Raw genomic sequence first — 16,444 nt, 5'->3', positions numbered from 1 at the left:
ACGCGCGTCCTGGTCGTGCGTCCAGTCGCATGCGTCACGGTGTCTCATTCAAGGAGTCGTCCCCCAATGTGTGAATCTACAGCTCCATTGTCAAGCACGGGCGTGCGCCCGTTTCTTCTGGAAGCACCACCCGGTGTCTGGCTTTCGCGAGCCTTCGTGGCGGCGGCGCTGCTGCTGACCGTGCTGGGTGCCGCGCCGGCCCAGGCGCAGACGAATGTGGCATTGAACCAGCCCACCACGACGTCCTCGGCGGAGGGCAACTTCCTGGGCCAGTACGCGGTGGATGGCAACGGTGGCACGCGCTGGGGCAGTGCGTTCACGAACAATGAATGGATCACCGTGGACCTGGGCCAGACGCGCACGATCTCGCGCGTGGTGCTGACCTGGGAGGCCGGCTACGCCACGGGCTACAAGATCCAGGTGTCCACCAACGGCACGTCCTTCACGGACGCGCTCACCGTGACCAACGGCGACGGCGCGGTGGACGACCTGTCGCTGCCGGCGGGGACCACGGGCCGCTACGTGCGCATGCAGGGCGTCGCCCGTGCGGGCGCTTTCGGCTATTCCCTCTGGGAGTTCGCCGTCTATGAGACGGGGGGCACGCCGCCGCCCACCAACGCGGACCTGGCGAAGAACAGGCCGGCCACGGCGTCCAGCGTGGAGGGCAACTCCGAGTACCTGCTTCCGGGCTTCGCGTTCGACGGGCTCGCGACGACGCGCTGGGCCTCCATCCCCGCCGTGGATCCCCAGTGGATCCGCGTGGACCTGGGCACGTCCCAGGTGGTGGGCAAGGTGGTGCTGGACTGGGAAGGGGCCTACGGCAAGACGTACACGATTGACGGCTCCAACGACGACGTCCAGTGGACCACGCTCAACACGGTGACCAACGGCGCGGTGGGCCGGAGGGAGATCCCCGTCTCCGGCACGTATCGTTACCTCCGCATGCGCGGCACCGAGCGCGGCACCGGCTACGGCTATTCGCTGTGGTCCTTCGAGGTCTACCAGTCCGGCGGCACGAACCCGCCGCCGACGCAGACCACCAACCAGACCATCAAGCTGAACTTCCCGGAGCTGGCGTACGCGAAGATCAACGTGTCGCCCGCGCCGCTGAGCGTCACGCCGGTGCCGGAGGAGGGCAACACCACGCCGTCCGTGCGCAACCCGCCCGGGCCGTTCACCTACCAGCTCACGTTCCCGCCCAACACGACGGTGACGCTGTCGAAGAACCAGTTCTCACCCACCCAGCCCAACACGGACATCCGGCTGGCGGTGGTGGACTACAACGGCACCCAGCAGCGCGGACAGTCCGTCAGCGCGCTGGCGGTGCAGGGCGCGGACTGGAACGTGGAGATCTTCGCCACGGGTGGCACCCAGAATCCGCAGGACCCCACCATCATCCCGGATCCGTACGTGGCCCCCGCGCCGATGCCGGTGGCGGGCGCGTTCCGGCTGGTGTCCCCGGCGAACAACGCGATGGTGACCGCGACCCGCCGTCCCACGCTGACGTGGGCGCCCGTCACGGGCGCGACGAACTACACGCTCTACGTCAACCTGACGCGCAACGACTACGACTGGATGGCGGCGGGCAACCTGTTGGATCGCTACACGCAGGTGGCGTCGCAGGCGGGCACGTCCTTCACGTTCACGGAGGACCTACCGGATCGCTGGACGTACAAGTGGTACGTCGTCGCCACGCTGGCGGGCAGCACGCCCCGCTCCGACATCGGCAACTTCAGCGTGTACGTGCCGACGGTGGAGACGCAGGCGGACGGCGTCAACGTCATCAATGGCGCGCGCGACCTGAACAAGAACGGCGTCATTGAGCCGTACGAGGACTGGCGCAACCCCGTCTCCGTGCGCGTGAACGACCTGATGGGCCGGATGACGCTGCATGAGAAGGCGATGCAGATGTTCTACGACGCCAAGGTCTACCCGGAGGCGGGCTTCCAGATGGGGCCCCTGTCGCCCACGGACATCGTGATGTTCCAGCGGGCGTCCGCGGCCACCCGGCTGGGCATCCCGCACATCGACGCGGGTGACTCCATCCACGGCTACAAGACGAGCTGGCCCACGCAGCCGGCGCTCGCCGCGTCGCGCGACCTGGACACCATCTACGAGATGGGTGACATCCAGCGGAAGGAGCAGATCGCCATTGGCAGCCGCGGCACGCTGTCGCCGCTGGCGGAGGTGAACACCAAGGTCCTCTATCCGCGCATCCAGGAGGGCAACGGCGAGGACGCCGACCTGGCGGCGGGCATCACCCGCGCGCTGATCGCCGGCCTCCAGGGGGGCCCGGAGGTGAACCCGAACTCCATCTGGGTGACGACGAAGCACTGGCCCGGACAGGGCGCTGGCGGTGAGGCCGGCATCACCTACGACGGCACGACGATCCACTACCACATGCGTCCGTGGCACGCGGCCATCGAGGCGGGCACGAGCGGCATCATGCCGGGCTACGCCGGCAGCTGGCTGCTGGGGCCGGAAGGGTACGGCGCGGGTGACAACCCGGGCATCCTCAACTACCTGCGCACGAAGCTGAAGTACGACGGCGTCATCTGCTCGGACTGGCTGCCTTCGGGCGCGTGGGTGCGGTCGGCCACGGCGGGTTCGGATGTCATGGGCGGCGCGACGCCGTCCGCGATGGCCAACTTCGAGACCGAGGTGCCGCTGTCCCGCATCAACGATTCGGTGCGCCGCATCCTCGACCTGAAGTTCCGCCTGGGCATCTTCGAGGACCCGTACAAGCGCGGCCCCGCCGGCACCTCCGAGTGGCACACCGCCGACAGCAAGGCGGCGGTGCGCCGCGCTTCACAACAGGCGATGACGCTGCTCAAGAACGACGGCGCGCTGCCGGTGCGGCTGCCGCCGGGCGGGAAGATCGTCATCGCGGGCCCTCGCGCGGACGACATGTCCTGCATGGTGACGTGGCGCTCGGACTTCCACGGCTACGAGTTCGGCGACCCGACCATCTACACGGCGCTGAAGGCACGCGCGGAGGCCGCGGGGCTCACGGTCTACAAGGACAACGCCCCCGCGGGCGTGACGCCGGATGCGGCCATCGTGGTGGTGGGCGAGAGCTACTTCACCCACGGCACGGAGTGGGACAAGGAGAAGCCGTACCTGCCCGGTGACCCGATTGGCCCGGCCCACGAAGCGAAGTGGGGCGACCAGTTCGGCGTCATCAACAGCTTCAAGTCGCAGGGCATCCCCACGACCACGGTGATGATCATGCCGCGGCCGTACATCCTGACGAACGTGATGCCCATCACCAACGCGCTGCTGATCGCCTACCGCCCCGGTGACATGGGCGGCTACGCGGTGGCGGACGTGCTGTTCGGTGACGTGCTGCCGCGCGGCAAGACGCCGTGGCAGCTGCCGCGCTCCATGAGCCAGATTGGGACGGACGTGGAGAACGGCCAGTTGGAGCGCTGGGACCTCCCGTACGACCTGGGCGCGACGGACGCGGAGCGCGCCATCATCCGCCAGAAGATCGCCACGGGTCAGCACATCGAGCCCATCTACGGCAACCCGCTGTACCAGTACGGCGCGGGCATCCAGGGCTTCGGCCTCACGGATACGACGGCGCCGGTGGCGTTCAGCCTGCTGACGCCTGCGAACAATGTTGTGATTACCACCACGCGTCCGGCGTTCACCTGGAACGCGAGCAGCGATCCGCAGACGGGCATCCAGCGCTACGAGGTCTTCATCGACGGCGGCGCCGCTCCGGTGGCGATCACGAAGACGCCGTCGGCCCCGTTGGAGAGCCTGAAGCTGGCGAACGGGACGCACACCTGGTTCGTCAAGGCGTTCAACTGGGCGAACGGGGTGACGCAGTCCCCCACGTTCACCTTCACGCTGAACGACACGACGCCTCCGGCGGCCTTCGCGGCGCTGTCGCCGTCGGCGGGCCAGTCAGTGCCGGGCACGTCCACGCGCTTCATCTGGGAGCAGACCACGGACGTGGGCGCGGGCGTGGCGCAGTACGTGCTCATCGTGGACGGGGCGGACCGCAGCCCGGCCATCCTGCGGAGCACGGCGACCCCCGCCGGGACGAACCTGGCGAGGGGCAAGAACGTGGTGGCCACCTCGTCCGAGTTCGGCAGCCCGAACGACGCGGTGGACGGAAGCCTGACGACGCGGTGGTCGAGCGTCGGCACGGCGACGACGGGTGACACCGACTCCATCACGGTGGACCTGGGCGCCATCTACTCCCTCAAGCGCGTGGTGCTGAACTGGGAGGCCGCGTACGGCCGGCGCTACGTCGTGGAGACGTCGCTGGACGGGACGACCAACTGGGTGGCGCTGAAGACGGTGGACACCGGCGACGGTGGCATTGACGACTGGACGGGCCTCACGGGCGTGGGCCGTTACGTGCGCATGCGCGGTGTGCAGCGTGCCACGGCCTACGGCTACTCGCTGTGGGAGTTCGAGGTGTACGGCGTGGGCACCGAGCAGACGACGGTGACCGGGCTGGCCGCGGGCACGCACACCTGGCGTGTGCGCGCGGTGGACGGCGCGAACAACACCACGCTGTCCACGGGTCCCATCAGCTTCACGAAGTAGGTGGCGGAGGGCTGGGATTGAAGGGGAGGGGCGGCCGGAGACGGTCGCCCCTTTCTTCGTTCCGACGACCTGACAGCATGCCCCGGTGCGTATCCGGTCCATGCTCCGTGCTCCCCGCCTGTGGTCGCTCCTGCTCGTGCTGGGCCTTGGGGGAATGGGCTGCGATTCCCCCGAGCTGCCTCCCGAGCCACCTCCGGAACCACCAGGGCCTGTCGGGAACGTGGACGGGCCGCCGCTGGCGTACGCGGTGGACCGCTACGACTTCACCTTCGACCTGACCACGCGGGAGGCGACCACCCGGTTGTGGCTGGACGTGAAGGGAGCGCGCGAAGGATGTGTGTCCATTCCGGCCCCCGCGGAGGTGACGGACGTGCGGTGGCAGGGCGCGCCTGCCTCCAGCGCCCGCGCGGTGGACGGGAAGCTGGAGGTCTGCGGGCGGTCGCTCCTGGAGGGGCCGGTCTGGATCGACAGCCGTTACGTCGTCCCGGAGGCCACGCACCTGTACACACAGGTGGGGCTCTCCCGGCGTCCCGACCTCCACGGCGACGTGTTCACCTACCTGCTGGGCTGGGTGGAGTCCTGCGATTACTTCGGACCCTGTGACGACGCGCCCGCCCGGCTCGCGTACTTCACGTTCGACGTGACGCACGCTCCCGGCGAGGTGGTGCTGTGCCCCGGCACCCTGTCGCAGCCGGATGCGACCCACACGCGCTGCGAGCTCCTGGGGACGCGCGCGCCCACGTATTCCGCCTTCATGGTGGCCTCCCATCCCGGATGGAAGCGCACGCGGCTGGTGGACTCGGACGTGGCGCGGGTGGACCTCTACGACTCCTCCAGGGGCCTGTTGGGGCCGGCGCTCGATGCGGTGGCGGTGGAGGATTTCTTGCGGTGGATGACGGACCGCTTCGGTCCGCTCCCCTACGGCCGCGAGCTGCGCGTGGCGGGCGCTCCCACCGAATGGCTGGGCATGGAGCATCCGGCCAACATCGTCCTGCGTGACAACCTGCCGCTGCTTCCGAAGAACTACGCCAACATGACGCTGCACACGCTGATGCATGAGGTGGTGCACCAGTGGGCGGGCAACCGGACCACGCTCGCCAGTGCCCGGGACTATCCGTGGAAGGAGGCGGTGGCGGAGTACCTCACGTATGTCTATGAGGACGAACACCGGAGCGGAGAGGCGGCGGGGACGCTCGCGTACTGGGACCGGCTGGCCCGCACGTCGTCCTACTACCTGCGCCCGGGAGACGTGCCGGCGCCGCCGTTCATCTCCTTCGTGAATGATGTCTACGGCACCGGGCCGATGATCCTCCTCCTGCAACTGGAGTCCCTGTTGGGCAGGCCGCGGGTGCTCTCCGCGCTCCAGACGTTCCTGGCCGAACCGGGAGCCCGGAGCATCGAGGACCTGCGCACGGCGCTCGAAGGCGCTTCCGGTGTCGGGCTCCAGCGCTACTTCGAGACCTGGGTGGACGGGGCAGGGGAGCCGGACCTGCCGTACTTCCAGGTGGAGTGGCGCGAGGAGGACGCGTTGGTGCTGACCGTGACGCAGCAGACGCTCGCCGGCCGTGTGTATCCATGCGTGGTGGAGCTGGAGCTCCAGGGGGAGGCGCTGGAACAGCGGCAGCGTGTCACCGTCTCCTACGGACTCGAACCTGCGTCCGCGACGGTGCACGCCACCGTGCCGCTTCCACCGTGGCCCGTCCGGGCGGTGACGGTGGATCCGGGGAACCGGCTGGTCAACCGCCGGATCCCGCTGTTCCTCCGGGAGTGGCCTGACTCAGGGTTCGCGCTGGGGCTGAAGGGTCCAGCTGAAGGTGATGCCCTCGATGGTGATCACCTCGGACAGCACCCCGTCCGGTTTCGCGAGCGGCGGTAGGCCCGAGTGCACGACCTCATCTTCGTTCGTCATCAGGATGTGTCCGGGGGCGTCCTTGAAGGGGCTCGTGCAACCCGTGCCGCTGACGATGACGTCGACGACGCGTCCGTCCGCGAGCGCGGCGGTGTATGAGCGCGAGTCGCGCGACAGCCAGGCGTGCGCGTCGGGATCCGGCGACTTCAAGCCCTTGAAGGGATTCACCATCAGGACTCCACCGCCCACCGGCCCCAGCGTGTACTCCGTGGGCCCGAGCCGGTAGCCGCAGCCACCGGTCACGTACTGGATGTCGAGCGTGAACTTGCCGCTGGGCGCCATGATCAGGGAGGCGCCGAGCCTCTTGGTGTGCGGCAGGAGCGGATGGTCGTAGTCCGCGGCCGCGAAGGCGCCCAGCACCTGGAACTCCAGGTTCGCGTCGAGGATCTTCCCCCGGCCGGTCCAGCTACCGCCGGTCTGGACCGCCTTCGACGTGCCCTTGAACTTCCAGCAGCCCACGTTGTTGCGCTGGAGGTACGACACCTCCGCCGACGTGAGCTTCCCGCCGCCTCCGGCTTCGACCTTCGCGTTGGTGGTGATGATGACGAGGTCCTGCACCCGCTGCGACTTCAGGTCGCGGCAGAAGCCCACGTCCTCGTAGTCGCTCCAGTCCTCCTCGTGCCACGTCCCGCTCGCGTCGCTCCAGAGCGCGAACACCTTCACCGGCTCCTTCGCCTGGGTGATGTTCTGGAACCAGCCGTTGTGGAAGCGGATGGACCGCGTGTCCGTGTCGCTGAACGTGAAGTGGTAGTAGCGGCTCGACAGGTTGTTCAGCTCGGCATGGAGGTCCGTCCGGGCCTCGGGCGCGCCGGCCAGGTCGGCCAGGAGGTCGTTCGAGCGCACCTTCTCTGAGAGCTGATCCCACTGCTTGAAGGACGCTGCCCGGGTGTCGATGGGCGCCTGATTCCAGAGCACCTTCGCGAACTCCGGCCAGACCTTCTCGAACCCGCCGGGAATGACCGCGTCCACCGCGCTGAGGGCCGAGGTCTCCGTGACCAGCTTCTCCAGCGAGGCCGTCACGAGGTTGGGGCCGTGTTTCTTGGCCAGGTATTGGAAGAACAGATACGCGCCGTAGTCGCGTCTGGCATCTCCCGCCTTCGGCGACGAGCAGTTGCCCTTGGAGCGGTCCTCCAGGGGGTAGGCCGGGGTGCTCATGAAGCAGTCCGCGTAGTCCTGCTCGAGCTGCAACGTCTGGCCATAGACGTGGTCGATGGCCCAGGTCGCGGTCGCATCGCGGATCCAACCGTAGGAAGGCTGCGGCGCCATCGTCTTGTAGGACCACTGGATGGCGTGCATCACCTCGTGCGCGGTCGCGGCCTTGAGCTCGTCAATGGAGAGCCCACCGGACAGCATGATGTAGGTGGGGGTCTGGGAGTCGTCGGTGTAGCCCGCTGGGAGCGTCAGCCCGAGGTCGGTCATGTTGCGGACCAGGTAGAGGTCCACCTGCGAGCTGCCCCCGTTGCAGCCGGCGTAGGCCTCGTCGGTGAGCGGCTCCTTGAGGCCCAGCGCCATCAGCTTCGGCCAGATCTCCTTCTCCACCGCCTCTTCCAGGAGCATGGCCTTCTCGCGCTGACCCGAGACGCCATACTCGAACCAGATCTTCATCTTCGCGGTGGATCTGGACGCGCTGTGCCAGCCGCTGAGGCCCGCGCGGCAGGAGGGACGCGCCAGGCTGCGCAGCGCGGGGGACGGGAGGGGCGCGTTGAGCCAGCTGCCAGGGTCGTTCGGGCGCAGGAGGTACATTCCGAGCGCGTCCTGCATGGGCGCGGAGAGGGTGTCGAAGCGTGCGTGCAGCGCTTCGAGCGCGGTGGCGTCGAAGCCGGGTTCGACGCGCGCCCTGTACTGGATGGGCAGGCGGGGATCCCTGAAGGCGGCGTACACCTGGTAGGCCAGCAGCTCCTCGTCGGTGATGAGGCCGGCCTCATGCGCCGTCTCCAGCACCTCGTGGCTCGACGGGCGGGAGACGTCGTCGGGAAGCACCACCACCGAAAGGGTCGCGCTCACCGAACCCACCGTGGCGGTGATGACCGAGCCGCCCGCGGACACGCCTTCCACCTGGCCGCTGGAGACGGTGGCGTACTGCGGCAGGTAGGACGACCAGGTCACCTGGACGTCCTCCAGGATCTGGCCGGAGTCGTCGACCGCCTGCGCGACCAGCGTCAGCGATTCGCCCACCAGCAGCGTCGCCTCGTTCGGCGTGAGGCGGAGCGCGACGACCTTGTCGTTGTCCTTGCCTCCTCCTGGCGTCTCGTCGGGCGGGGTGGAGTCGCAGGAGACCAGCAGCAGGAGCAGGCACAGGGAGAGCCGCGAGGCTCCATGAGACACAGGCATTGTCGAACCTCGAAACATCCGCAAAGGCGACACAGATACCACGAGTGAATAAAACAATTGCAGCGGGTGGCGGAGACGGGCCTTCGTGGAACGAGAAGGCCCCTCGTGCCGCGGAGGCAACGAGGGGCCGGGGGCCGCGGGCGTGCGTGTGAAGACTAGGGGGTGGGCACGGCCACGGCGGGCGCGGCGGCAGCAGCGGCGGCGGCGGCCTCTGCGGCGGCCTTTGCTTCCGCCTGCTTCCGGGCGGCTTCGGCCTCCGCGCGCTTCGCGACCTCCGCGGTAGCGGCGGTCTGCATGCTGGCGAGGCCCTTCTCGAAGTCCTTGCCGACCATCGAGTCCATGTCGAAGAAGAGTGAGAACGCCTTGCTGATGAAGTTGTTGTCGCCCGACATGCTCCACGTCACCTCGACGCCGTCCTGCGCGGGCTTGAACGTGAAGGTCGTGAGGTTGGTGGCGGCGAAGGGCTTGAGGAACTCCAGCTTGATGCGGACGGACTCGTTCGCCTTGCTCTCCTCGATGGTCATGCGGCCTTCGCCCGCCTCGGAGTTGCCCGCCCACGCGTAGGTGGCGCCGGTGCCCGACTCCGCGCCGCCGTAGACGCGCTTCATGTTCGGGTCCAGCTTGTCCCAGGGGGACCACTCACCCCAGCGGTGGAAGTCATTCACCAGCGCGAAGGCGATGTCGGGCGTGCCCGGCACCGTGGCGGTGCGCGACAGGGTGAAGGTGTTGGGGCGGGTGGCGATGACGCCGAGCAACAGCAGGAGCGCGGCGGCAAGGCCAATGGCAATCTTCTTGAACATGGGTGTCCTCGGAACGGAACCCCTGGAAGGGGCCAGGAGCGTCTTAGGCTCAGCGTCCCGCTCCGCTCAAGCCCCCCTCTTGGCGGGGGTGTAGGCGGTCGGCAACGCGCCACGTATCTTGCAGCCCCATGGTCAATCCCTACCCCCTCCTGCTCCCGATGCGCGCGGCTGTCGCGGTGGGGTGCCTGCTCCTGGTCGCGGGCTGCGCCGGGGTGGAGACGCACTCGGGGCGAGGCGGCGCCAGGACGCTCCGGCAACGTCGCTTGCCGACGGGCACGGCCCTCATCACTTCCAGTCCGGGCGAGCAGGTGCGGCAGGCGGTGGAGCTGGGCCTGCTGGACGTGGATGCTTTCGAGAAGTTGCTGTTCCGCGCCGGGCTGGAGGACCTGGACGAGCTGCCCCTGCGCCGCAATCCCTTCACGCCCGAGGACGCCGTCGAGGTGCTGGGGCGGCTGATGGAGAAGCCGGTGACGCTGGACGCCTTCCCACCCCGGATGGCCGCGGGCTTCCTGCTGCGCGAGGTGCTGGAGCGCGGCGAAGTCTCCCGCGAGGAGCTGGTGCGCAGGGTGGCGCGCTTCGCCCAGGAGCAGGTGGCGGTGCTGCGTCCGGACGGCTACCTCGCGTGGGCCCTGGATGGGAGCACGCAGCAGAAGGTGGCGGCCGTCGAGTGGAAGGACGGAGCCTTCCGCGCGCACCGCTTCGAGCTGGGGCGCTTCTACAGCGGCCGGAGCGGCGTCTTCCGTCACGCGGATGCGCAGCTGCGGTCGGTGGATGGGCCGCCGCTGGCCGAGGTGTACGACGACGCGGATGTCATCAATCGCTCGCTGGATGGTGCCGAGGACGCCTTCGTGGAGCTGTACCACGCGATGGGGCAGCTCCTCTCGCAGCCCACGAGCACGCTGGCGGGGTTGCGGAACCTGCCGGCGGGGCTCGTGGCCCTCATCACGTCGTCGCCCGCGTACTGGGAGCGCTTCCAGTCCATGACGGAGGGGGAGCAGATCCGGGAGGCCGCCCGGCTGACGACGGGCATGGTCGTCACGTGGGGCGCGGCCTCCGCCGCGACGCGCACGGTGAGGGGCGCCATGGCGGGCGCGGAGGCCACCGTGCCGGTGCTGTCACTGTCCGCCGAGGGAGCGCTGGCGGTGGAGCGCATCGCGGTGCCCATCGGGCGCACGGCGGCGGTGTTGAGCGGAGGGCCGGGCGCGGCCATCATCCTGCAGCGTGTTGATGCGAACGCGTCCTCTCCGGCGGAGGAGCCTGGACAGTGGGGACCCGCCGAGGAGTCGATGTCCGCGCGAGCCCGGCGCTACCAGGAGCAGATTTCGGGACACTCCGCGGATGACGCCTACTGGGTCGGAGGCCAGAGCACGAAGGAGGGAGGCGTGAAGTTCGACGGCTTCAGGGACGGGCTGTTGCTGGAGGCCAAGGGGCCGGGCTATGCGAACAAGTTCCTCGACAGCCTTGATCCCAAAGCTTGGTTCAAGAGTTCGGGAGCCGCCGACATGGTCAAGCAGGCCAATCGGCAAGTTGATCGGGTGCGAGGATTGAACGTTCCCATCGAGTGGCATGTCGCGGAAAAGAGAACCGCTGATGCCATCCGAAAGCTGTTCAGGGAGAACAACATTTCAGGGATCACCGTCATCCACACCCCGGCGCACTGAGGCGAGTAGAACGGACCCATCATGCCGGATTCCCAGCCCTATCCTGAGACCTACTACGCGGGTGCCTATTGGGGCCCTCGCAAGGAGACGCCGGAGGAGTGCGCCGGGCGCACGGCGGTCTTCCTGGGGCTTCTGGCCGAATGCGACCCCTTCCTGGCCCAGTGGTACAAGCCGGCTCGGTCACTCAAGGATGCGCGCAAGCACCCGTTGATGCCGCCCGACGTTGCAACCCTCGCCGGTTTGTTCCGCAAAGGTGTCAACCGCGAGCGGGGAGGCCCTCCGATTGAAGACCTGGGCTTCACCTTCTGGTTCGGCAATGGCGGTCGGGGCAATGACAGCGCGGATCTGCAAGTCCTCTGCGGATGTTATTCCGAGGCTGTTTCCAATGTCTGCGTGCTGAAGATGCCCACCCGGTTGTTCACCGTGCCGGTGCTGACACGCGTGGTGCGAAGCATGGTGCTCGCGTGGGAACCGGACTGGGCCGTGGCCACCTCGTCGGATCATCGCGACCTCATGTCCGAAGTAGGAAGCGCGGGCACATTCGCGGGTTGGGTCATGTACCAGTCTCGACGTCGTGGAACCGTCCCCCCGCTACCGGCACCGGTCCGCATCGAGCCCGTCGAGGACCGGGGCACGCTCGTCATTCTCACCCCGGAGCGCTTGACGGCGAGCAACCCCGAGCACGTCGCACTGGGCCACCGCGTGGGCGAATTGCTATCCAAGGCCGGCCTCATGCAACCCGTCATCCCTCCTGCTCGGTAGCCGTCATGCCTTCCGCCCTCCTGACACCCGACACCGCGAAGTCCCTGGCGCTGCTGCGACGGCTGGGCGACCCGGAGCGGAATCCCCCCGTCTACCAATTGCAGTGGCTGGGCTGGGACGCATCGTCGCGCTACCTGCTGTCGGTCCTTCAACGGGGCCGGACGTGTCTTCGCTGGTGGGACCTCCAGTCGGACCAGCACACTCCGCTCGTCACGCTCCCCCTGCCGGGCGCGATGGCGGCGTGGTTCCTTCCAGGGGCGCAGCGCATCCTGTCCGTGACGGTCCAGGGCGCCCTGCAGACCTGGGCGGTCTCCGACGGCTCGCTGCTGTCCATGGTGGAGACCGGGAGGTCGCTCACCGGTGCCCACCTGTCCGTGGATGGAACGCGGCTGCTGCTGACCGCTGCGGGACGCGTCCTGCTCTGGGACCTGCAACGCAGCTGGCTCGTGTGGCGACGGGAGGACCCGGCCTACCTCTACGGGTGCGCGCTCTCCCCCGACGGTCGGTTCGCCGCCGCGGGCGCCGCAGAGGAACAGCCGGAAGACAGGACCCGTGCCACGATCCGTCTCTGGGACGCGAGGACCGGCCAGCCTCTGGCGACCCGCTCCTTCGACTCATCCTCCCGCAGCTGGACCGTGGCCTTCGCTCCGTCCGGAGAATGGCTCGTCGCCGGGACGTCCGCGGGGGAACTCCTCTGCCTGGGCCTCCCCGACCTCGACGTCGTCCGCGTCATCGAAGGGCCCGGCGCGGGCGCCATCCACGTCGAGTTCAACCGGGAGGGCTCCCTGCTGGCGGTCAGCGCGGACACAACCGCCTTCGAGGTGCATGCCGTCCAGGACGGCCGCGTGCTGTACTCCGACTCGGACCTGGACGACATGCAGCTGAGCACCGTGGCCTTCTCTCCTGATGGACGCTTCGTGAGCTGGGGCCTGGACGAGAGCCGGGTGGGGATCTGGGGCGTCGTCAACGCGCGCAGGGGCCCCGGATGATCCGCTCCGGGTGCCGGGCGCGGCACTTGGGAGAGGGTTGCATCGTGATTAGCGTCCACGCTCCAGGAGGTGGACGTGACGAAGCCACGCAAGGCAGCTCCGAAGCTTCCCCGCTCGACGCACGAGCGACGGTCCGACACCGCGCTGCTCATCATCGACGTCATCAATGACCTGGACTTCCCGGGCGGGGAGAACGTCCTGCCCTGGGCCGAGCGCATGGTGGAACGCCTGGAGCCGTTCGCCCAGCGGATGCGCAAGGCGGACGTGCCGGTCATCTACGTCAACGACAACTTCGACCTGTGGCGCAGCAACTTCGGGGACGTCTACAAGCACTGCACCCGGAAGGGCAGCCGGGGACGGCACGTCGCCCGGGCCCTCAAGCCGCTGCCGGAGGACTACTTCATCCTCAAGCCCAAGCACTCGGCCTTCTTCGCCACGTCGCTGGTGCCCCTGCTGGAGCACCTGGGCACGAAGAAGCTGCTGCTCGCGGGCATCGCCACCAACCTGTGCGTCTTCTTCAGCGCCCACGACGCGCACATGCACGAGTATCAAATCACCGTGCTCAGCGACTGCTGCTGCGCGGAGAGCGACACCGACCACGACCTCGCGCTGGATCAGCTCCAGCGCTTCCTGCGCGTGCGCGTCTGCCGGGGCGACGAGGTGAAGATGGCCCGCCGCACCCGCCGCGGGAACGCGCGGCCCCCGCCCGAGTGGAAGTGACGCAGCCTCAGACGTCCTTGTCGTCCTTGTCGTCCTCGTCGTCGAGGATGTGGCACTTCTGATCGTCCTCGAGCGCCTTGCCGAGCAGCTCCTTGACCAGGTCGTCGCCGTTGAGCTCCAGCGAGAAGTTCACGCGCTCGCCGCCGACGTCCTCGGGCTTGTCCACCTTGAGCTTGCCGCCCAGCGCCGTCGCGTTCCCGTCGACGCGCGCGCCCGTGGGCACCCGCACGTCGCCACCCAGGGCCACCGCGTCGCCCTTCACCCGCGCACCGGCCTCCAGGACCACGCGGCCCCGGACGGCCACCACGTCGTTGTCCACGACCGCGCCCTTCTTCACGATGACGTTGCCGTCCACCGCGACCGCGTCCTTCACCTTCTCCCCGGGCTCGATGACCAGATCCGTGCCCTGGACCGACCGCGAGCCGTCCTTCACGTTGACGCAGATGCGCTTCACGGGCCTGGGCGTCTTCGCCGGCTCCGCCGCCAGCGCGGGGAGGGCCAGCGAGCAGGCGAGGAGCAGGGTGGGCAGCAGTGGGCGGCGCATGGTGGAAGCCTCCAGGACACGCAAGGGGGACGGCATGCCCTCACTACGGCCGGCCCCCGTCCCCCATTGCATCCCGCGGGCGTCCCTCGTCAGCCGAGCACGCCCTTCGCCGCGTCGATGGCTTCATGCGTCCCCGCGAGCGCGAGGATGTCACCCGCGCGCAGCACCTCCTGCGCGGACGGCACCAGCACGCCCTCGGAACCCCGGCGGATGGCCAGCACCGTGGCGCCCGTCATGCCGCGCAGGTTGAGCTCCGCGAGCGTGCGGCCCACCGCGGCGCTGGTCGCGTCGAGCGCCACCGACTCCGGCTCCCCGATGCCCGGCAGCAGCTGACGCACCCCGTGCAGCACGTCCGGGGCCGGCTCTTCGTCGTTCTTCGCGTGGGACTGGGCCGCCAGCGCCTCCACGATGACCTGCGCTCCGGCGCGCATGTGGCCCTGCAGGTGCGTGGCGCTCCGCCAGAAGGCCACGCCCAGCACCGCCAGCGAGATGAGCAGCAGGACCGCGCCCGGGAAGCCGGGCAGGAACGGCTGGGTGATGGCCACCACCGGCACCCCCACCATGAAGACGCTCGCCAGCTGCAGCGCCACCACCAGCATCCGGCGCGGCGCCGCCGCCAGGTCCACCTTGTTCCCCGTGGTCGCCGGCAGCGCGCCCTCCGCCAGCACCACGCCCAGCCGGCGTCCCACGCGGATGATGCCCACGCAGAAGGGCAGGGCCATCACCACCGCGAGGCCGATGACGATCATCGGCGTGAGCGCCACGTCGACCGCGAGGCGCTCTTCGATGTACGCCGACACCCGGGGCAGCAGCACCGACGTGCCGATGACGATGATGGTGAGGAGCGCCGCGTCCAGCAGGAGCATCAGCGCCATGCGCCGCACGCGGGCGCCCACCGTCTTCTGGCGGGGCGACGTGCGCAGGTTCTCCACCCAGCTGCCGTACAGCGACGCGAACGTCTGCAGCGGCGCCGGCAGCTTGCGGTCCACCCAGTTGGCGAACGGCCCGGACGCGCGGATGAGCCACGGCGTCGTCAGCGTGGTGATGGCCGACACGGCGACCGCCACCGGGTACAGGAACGTGCCCGTGGCCTTCAGCGACAGGCCGAGCCCCGCGATGATGAAGGAGAACTCGCCAATCTGCGACAGGCTCAGCCCCGCCTGCACCGACGTGCGCGTGCCGTTGCCGGTGAAGAACGCGCCCAGCGTGACGCTGGCGATCTTCCCGCCGACGACCACCAGCGTGAGCACCGCGATGGCAGCCCAGTGTTCGCGGATGAGCGCCGGGTCGATGAGCATGCCCACCGACACGAAGAACACCGCGCCGAACAGGTCGCGCACCGGCTGCACCAGGTGCTCAATCTCCTTGCCCTCGCCGGACTCCGCCACCAGCGAGCCCGCGAGGAACGCGCCCAGCGCCACCGAATAGCCGAACGCCTGCGCGAGCAGCGCGATGGCGAAGCAGATGCCCACGCTCGTCACGAGCGTCGTCTCCGGCCGCTGGAGCTTCGTGATGGAGCGCATCAACCGCGGCACCACCAGCAGGCCAATGCCGACGAGCCCCACCAGGAACGCGGCCAGCTTGCCCACGGTCAACGCCAGGTCTCCGGCGGACAGGCCGGAGCCGGTGGACACGGCGGTGAGCATCGCCATCAGCAGGATGCCGATGAGGTCCTCCACGATGAGGATGCCCACGACGATGCTGCGCAGCGCGCCCCGGATGTTCTGCTCGTCGAACGCCTTCGCGATGATGGTGGTGCTGGAGATGGCGATGCAGCAGCCCGCGAACAGGCTCTCCAGCATCGTCCAGCCGAACGCGCGGCCCACGATGAAGCCCAGCCACACCATCACGCTGCACTGGATGACGGCCGTGAGCCCCGCGGTGGGCCCCACCTGGAAGAGCCGGCGGATGCTGAACTCCAGCCCCAGCGAGAACATCAGCAGGATGACGCCCAGCTCCGACAGCGTCTGCACGATGTTCGGATCCGCCACCAGCGGGATGGGCACGTGCGGCCCGATGATGACGCCCGCGAGGATGTAGCCCAGCACCACCGGTTGGCGCAGACGCTGGAAGAGGACCGTGGTGACCGCCGCGACACAGAGGACGGTGGCGAGAGCTTGGAGGAAGGCGTGGGCGTCGTGCATGGGGGGCGCCTCGGGGACGGC

The 16,444-nt window shown here is 68.8% G+C and carries 10 protein-coding genes; 6 read left to right on the top strand and 4 right to left on the bottom strand.

The features are described 5' to 3' along the window. Nucleotides 1–102: 102 nt before the first annotated feature. A complete protein-coding gene (locus D7X12_RS11465; protein ID WP_341868216.1) occupies nt 103–4,563 on the top strand; it encodes a discoidin domain-containing protein in 4,461 nt (1,486 codons plus the stop codon). A gap of 100 nt (nt 4,564–4,663) precedes the next feature. Further along, nucleotides 4,664–6,439, top strand: coding sequence for a M1 family aminopeptidase (locus D7X12_RS11460; protein WP_120625307.1), 1,776 nt, complete (start codon nt 4,664–4,666; stop codon nt 6,437–6,439). Here the strand turns inward: D7X12_RS11460 and D7X12_RS11455 are convergent. After that, nucleotides 6,341–8,803 (bottom strand): Ig-like domain-containing protein, encoded by a 2,463-nt coding sequence (locus tag D7X12_RS11455; RefSeq protein ID WP_158620029.1) that lies wholly within the window; start codon nt 8,801–8,803, stop codon nt 6,341–6,343. The genes D7X12_RS11460 and D7X12_RS11455 overlap by 99 nt on opposite strands. Nucleotides 8,804–8,958: 155 nt before the next feature. Beyond that, the gene (locus D7X12_RS11450; protein ID WP_120625305.1) at nt 8,959–9,603 is read right to left on the bottom strand and encodes an SRPBCC family protein; all 645 of its coding nucleotides are present in this window, start codon (nt 9,601–9,603) and stop codon (nt 8,959–8,961) included. Between the two features lie 128 nt (nt 9,604–9,731). On the opposite strand from D7X12_RS11450, the gene D7X12_RS44985 reads away from it, so the two are divergent. The 4 genes from D7X12_RS44985 to D7X12_RS11430 all read left to right on the top strand — a co-directional run bounded on the left by D7X12_RS44985 (nt 9,732) and on the right by D7X12_RS11430 (nt 13,735). Continuing rightward, a complete protein-coding gene (locus tag D7X12_RS44985) occupies nt 9,732–11,264 on the top strand; it encodes a Tox-REase-5 domain-containing protein (RefSeq protein ID WP_120625304.1) in 1,533 nt (510 codons plus the stop codon). Between the two features lie 21 nt (nt 11,265–11,285). Then, entirely contained in the window at nt 11,286–12,026 is a 741-nt protein-coding gene (locus D7X12_RS11440; RefSeq protein ID WP_120625303.1) for an immunity 52 family protein, read from the top strand. Between the two features lie 5 nt (nt 12,027–12,031). Next, nucleotides 12,032–13,015 carry a WD40 repeat domain-containing protein gene (locus D7X12_RS11435; RefSeq protein WP_120625302.1) on the top strand — a complete coding sequence of 328 codons (984 nt, stop codon included), beginning with the start codon at nt 12,032–12,034 and terminating at the stop codon, nt 13,013–13,015. A 75-nt stretch (nt 13,016–13,090) separates the two neighbouring features. Next, nucleotides 13,091–13,735 (top strand): cysteine hydrolase family protein, encoded by a 645-nt coding sequence (locus D7X12_RS11430; RefSeq protein ID WP_120625301.1) that lies wholly within the window; start codon nt 13,091–13,093, stop codon nt 13,733–13,735. Between the two features lie 7 nt (nt 13,736–13,742). Here the strand turns inward: D7X12_RS11430 and D7X12_RS11425 are convergent, their stop codons facing one another. Beyond that, a complete protein-coding gene (locus tag D7X12_RS11425) occupies nt 13,743–14,279 on the bottom strand; it encodes a hypothetical protein (RefSeq protein WP_120625300.1) in 537 nt (178 codons plus the stop codon). 89 nt (nt 14,280–14,368) lie between these two features. After that, entirely contained in the window at nt 14,369–16,423 is a 2,055-nt protein-coding gene (locus tag D7X12_RS11420; protein WP_120625329.1) for a monovalent cation:proton antiporter family protein, read from the bottom strand. Nucleotides 16,424–16,444: the final 21 nt, after the last annotated feature.

This window comes from Corallococcus sicarius (genome assembly GCF_003611735.1).
In the GTDB taxonomy this organism is placed as follows: domain Bacteria; phylum Myxococcota; class Myxococcia; order Myxococcales; family Myxococcaceae; genus Corallococcus; species Corallococcus sicarius.
Note: the sequence above shows the minus strand (reverse complement) of the source record. Positions and strands in the feature narration are given on the sequence as shown.

Bases quoted from the DNA above. Each gene is read 5' to 3' on its own strand.
- D7X12_RS11460 (WP_120625307.1), top strand. From the start codon at position 4,664: ATGCTCCGTGCTCCCCGCCTGTGGTCGCTCCTGCTCGTGCTGGGCCTT.
- D7X12_RS11455 (WP_158620029.1), bottom strand. From the start codon at position 8,803: ATGCCTGTGTCTCATGGAGCCTCGCGGCTCTCCCTGTGCCTGCTCCTG.
- D7X12_RS11450 (WP_120625305.1), bottom strand. From the start codon at position 9,603: ATGTTCAAGAAGATTGCCATTGGCCTTGCCGCCGCGCTCCTGCTGTTG.
- D7X12_RS44985 (WP_120625304.1), top strand. From the start codon at position 9,732: ATGGTCAATCCCTACCCCCTCCTGCTCCCGATGCGCGCGGCTGTCGCG.
- D7X12_RS11440 (WP_120625303.1), top strand. From the start codon at position 11,286: ATGCCGGATTCCCAGCCCTATCCTGAGACCTACTACGCGGGTGCCTAT.
- D7X12_RS11435 (WP_120625302.1), top strand. From the start codon at position 12,032: ATGCCTTCCGCCCTCCTGACACCCGACACCGCGAAGTCCCTGGCGCTG.
- D7X12_RS11425 (WP_120625300.1), bottom strand. From the start codon at position 14,279: ATGCGCCGCCCACTGCTGCCCACCCTGCTCCTCGCCTGCTCGCTGGCC.
- D7X12_RS11420 (WP_120625329.1), bottom strand. From the start codon at position 16,423: ATGCACGACGCCCACGCCTTCCTCCAAGCTCTCGCCACCGTCCTCTGT.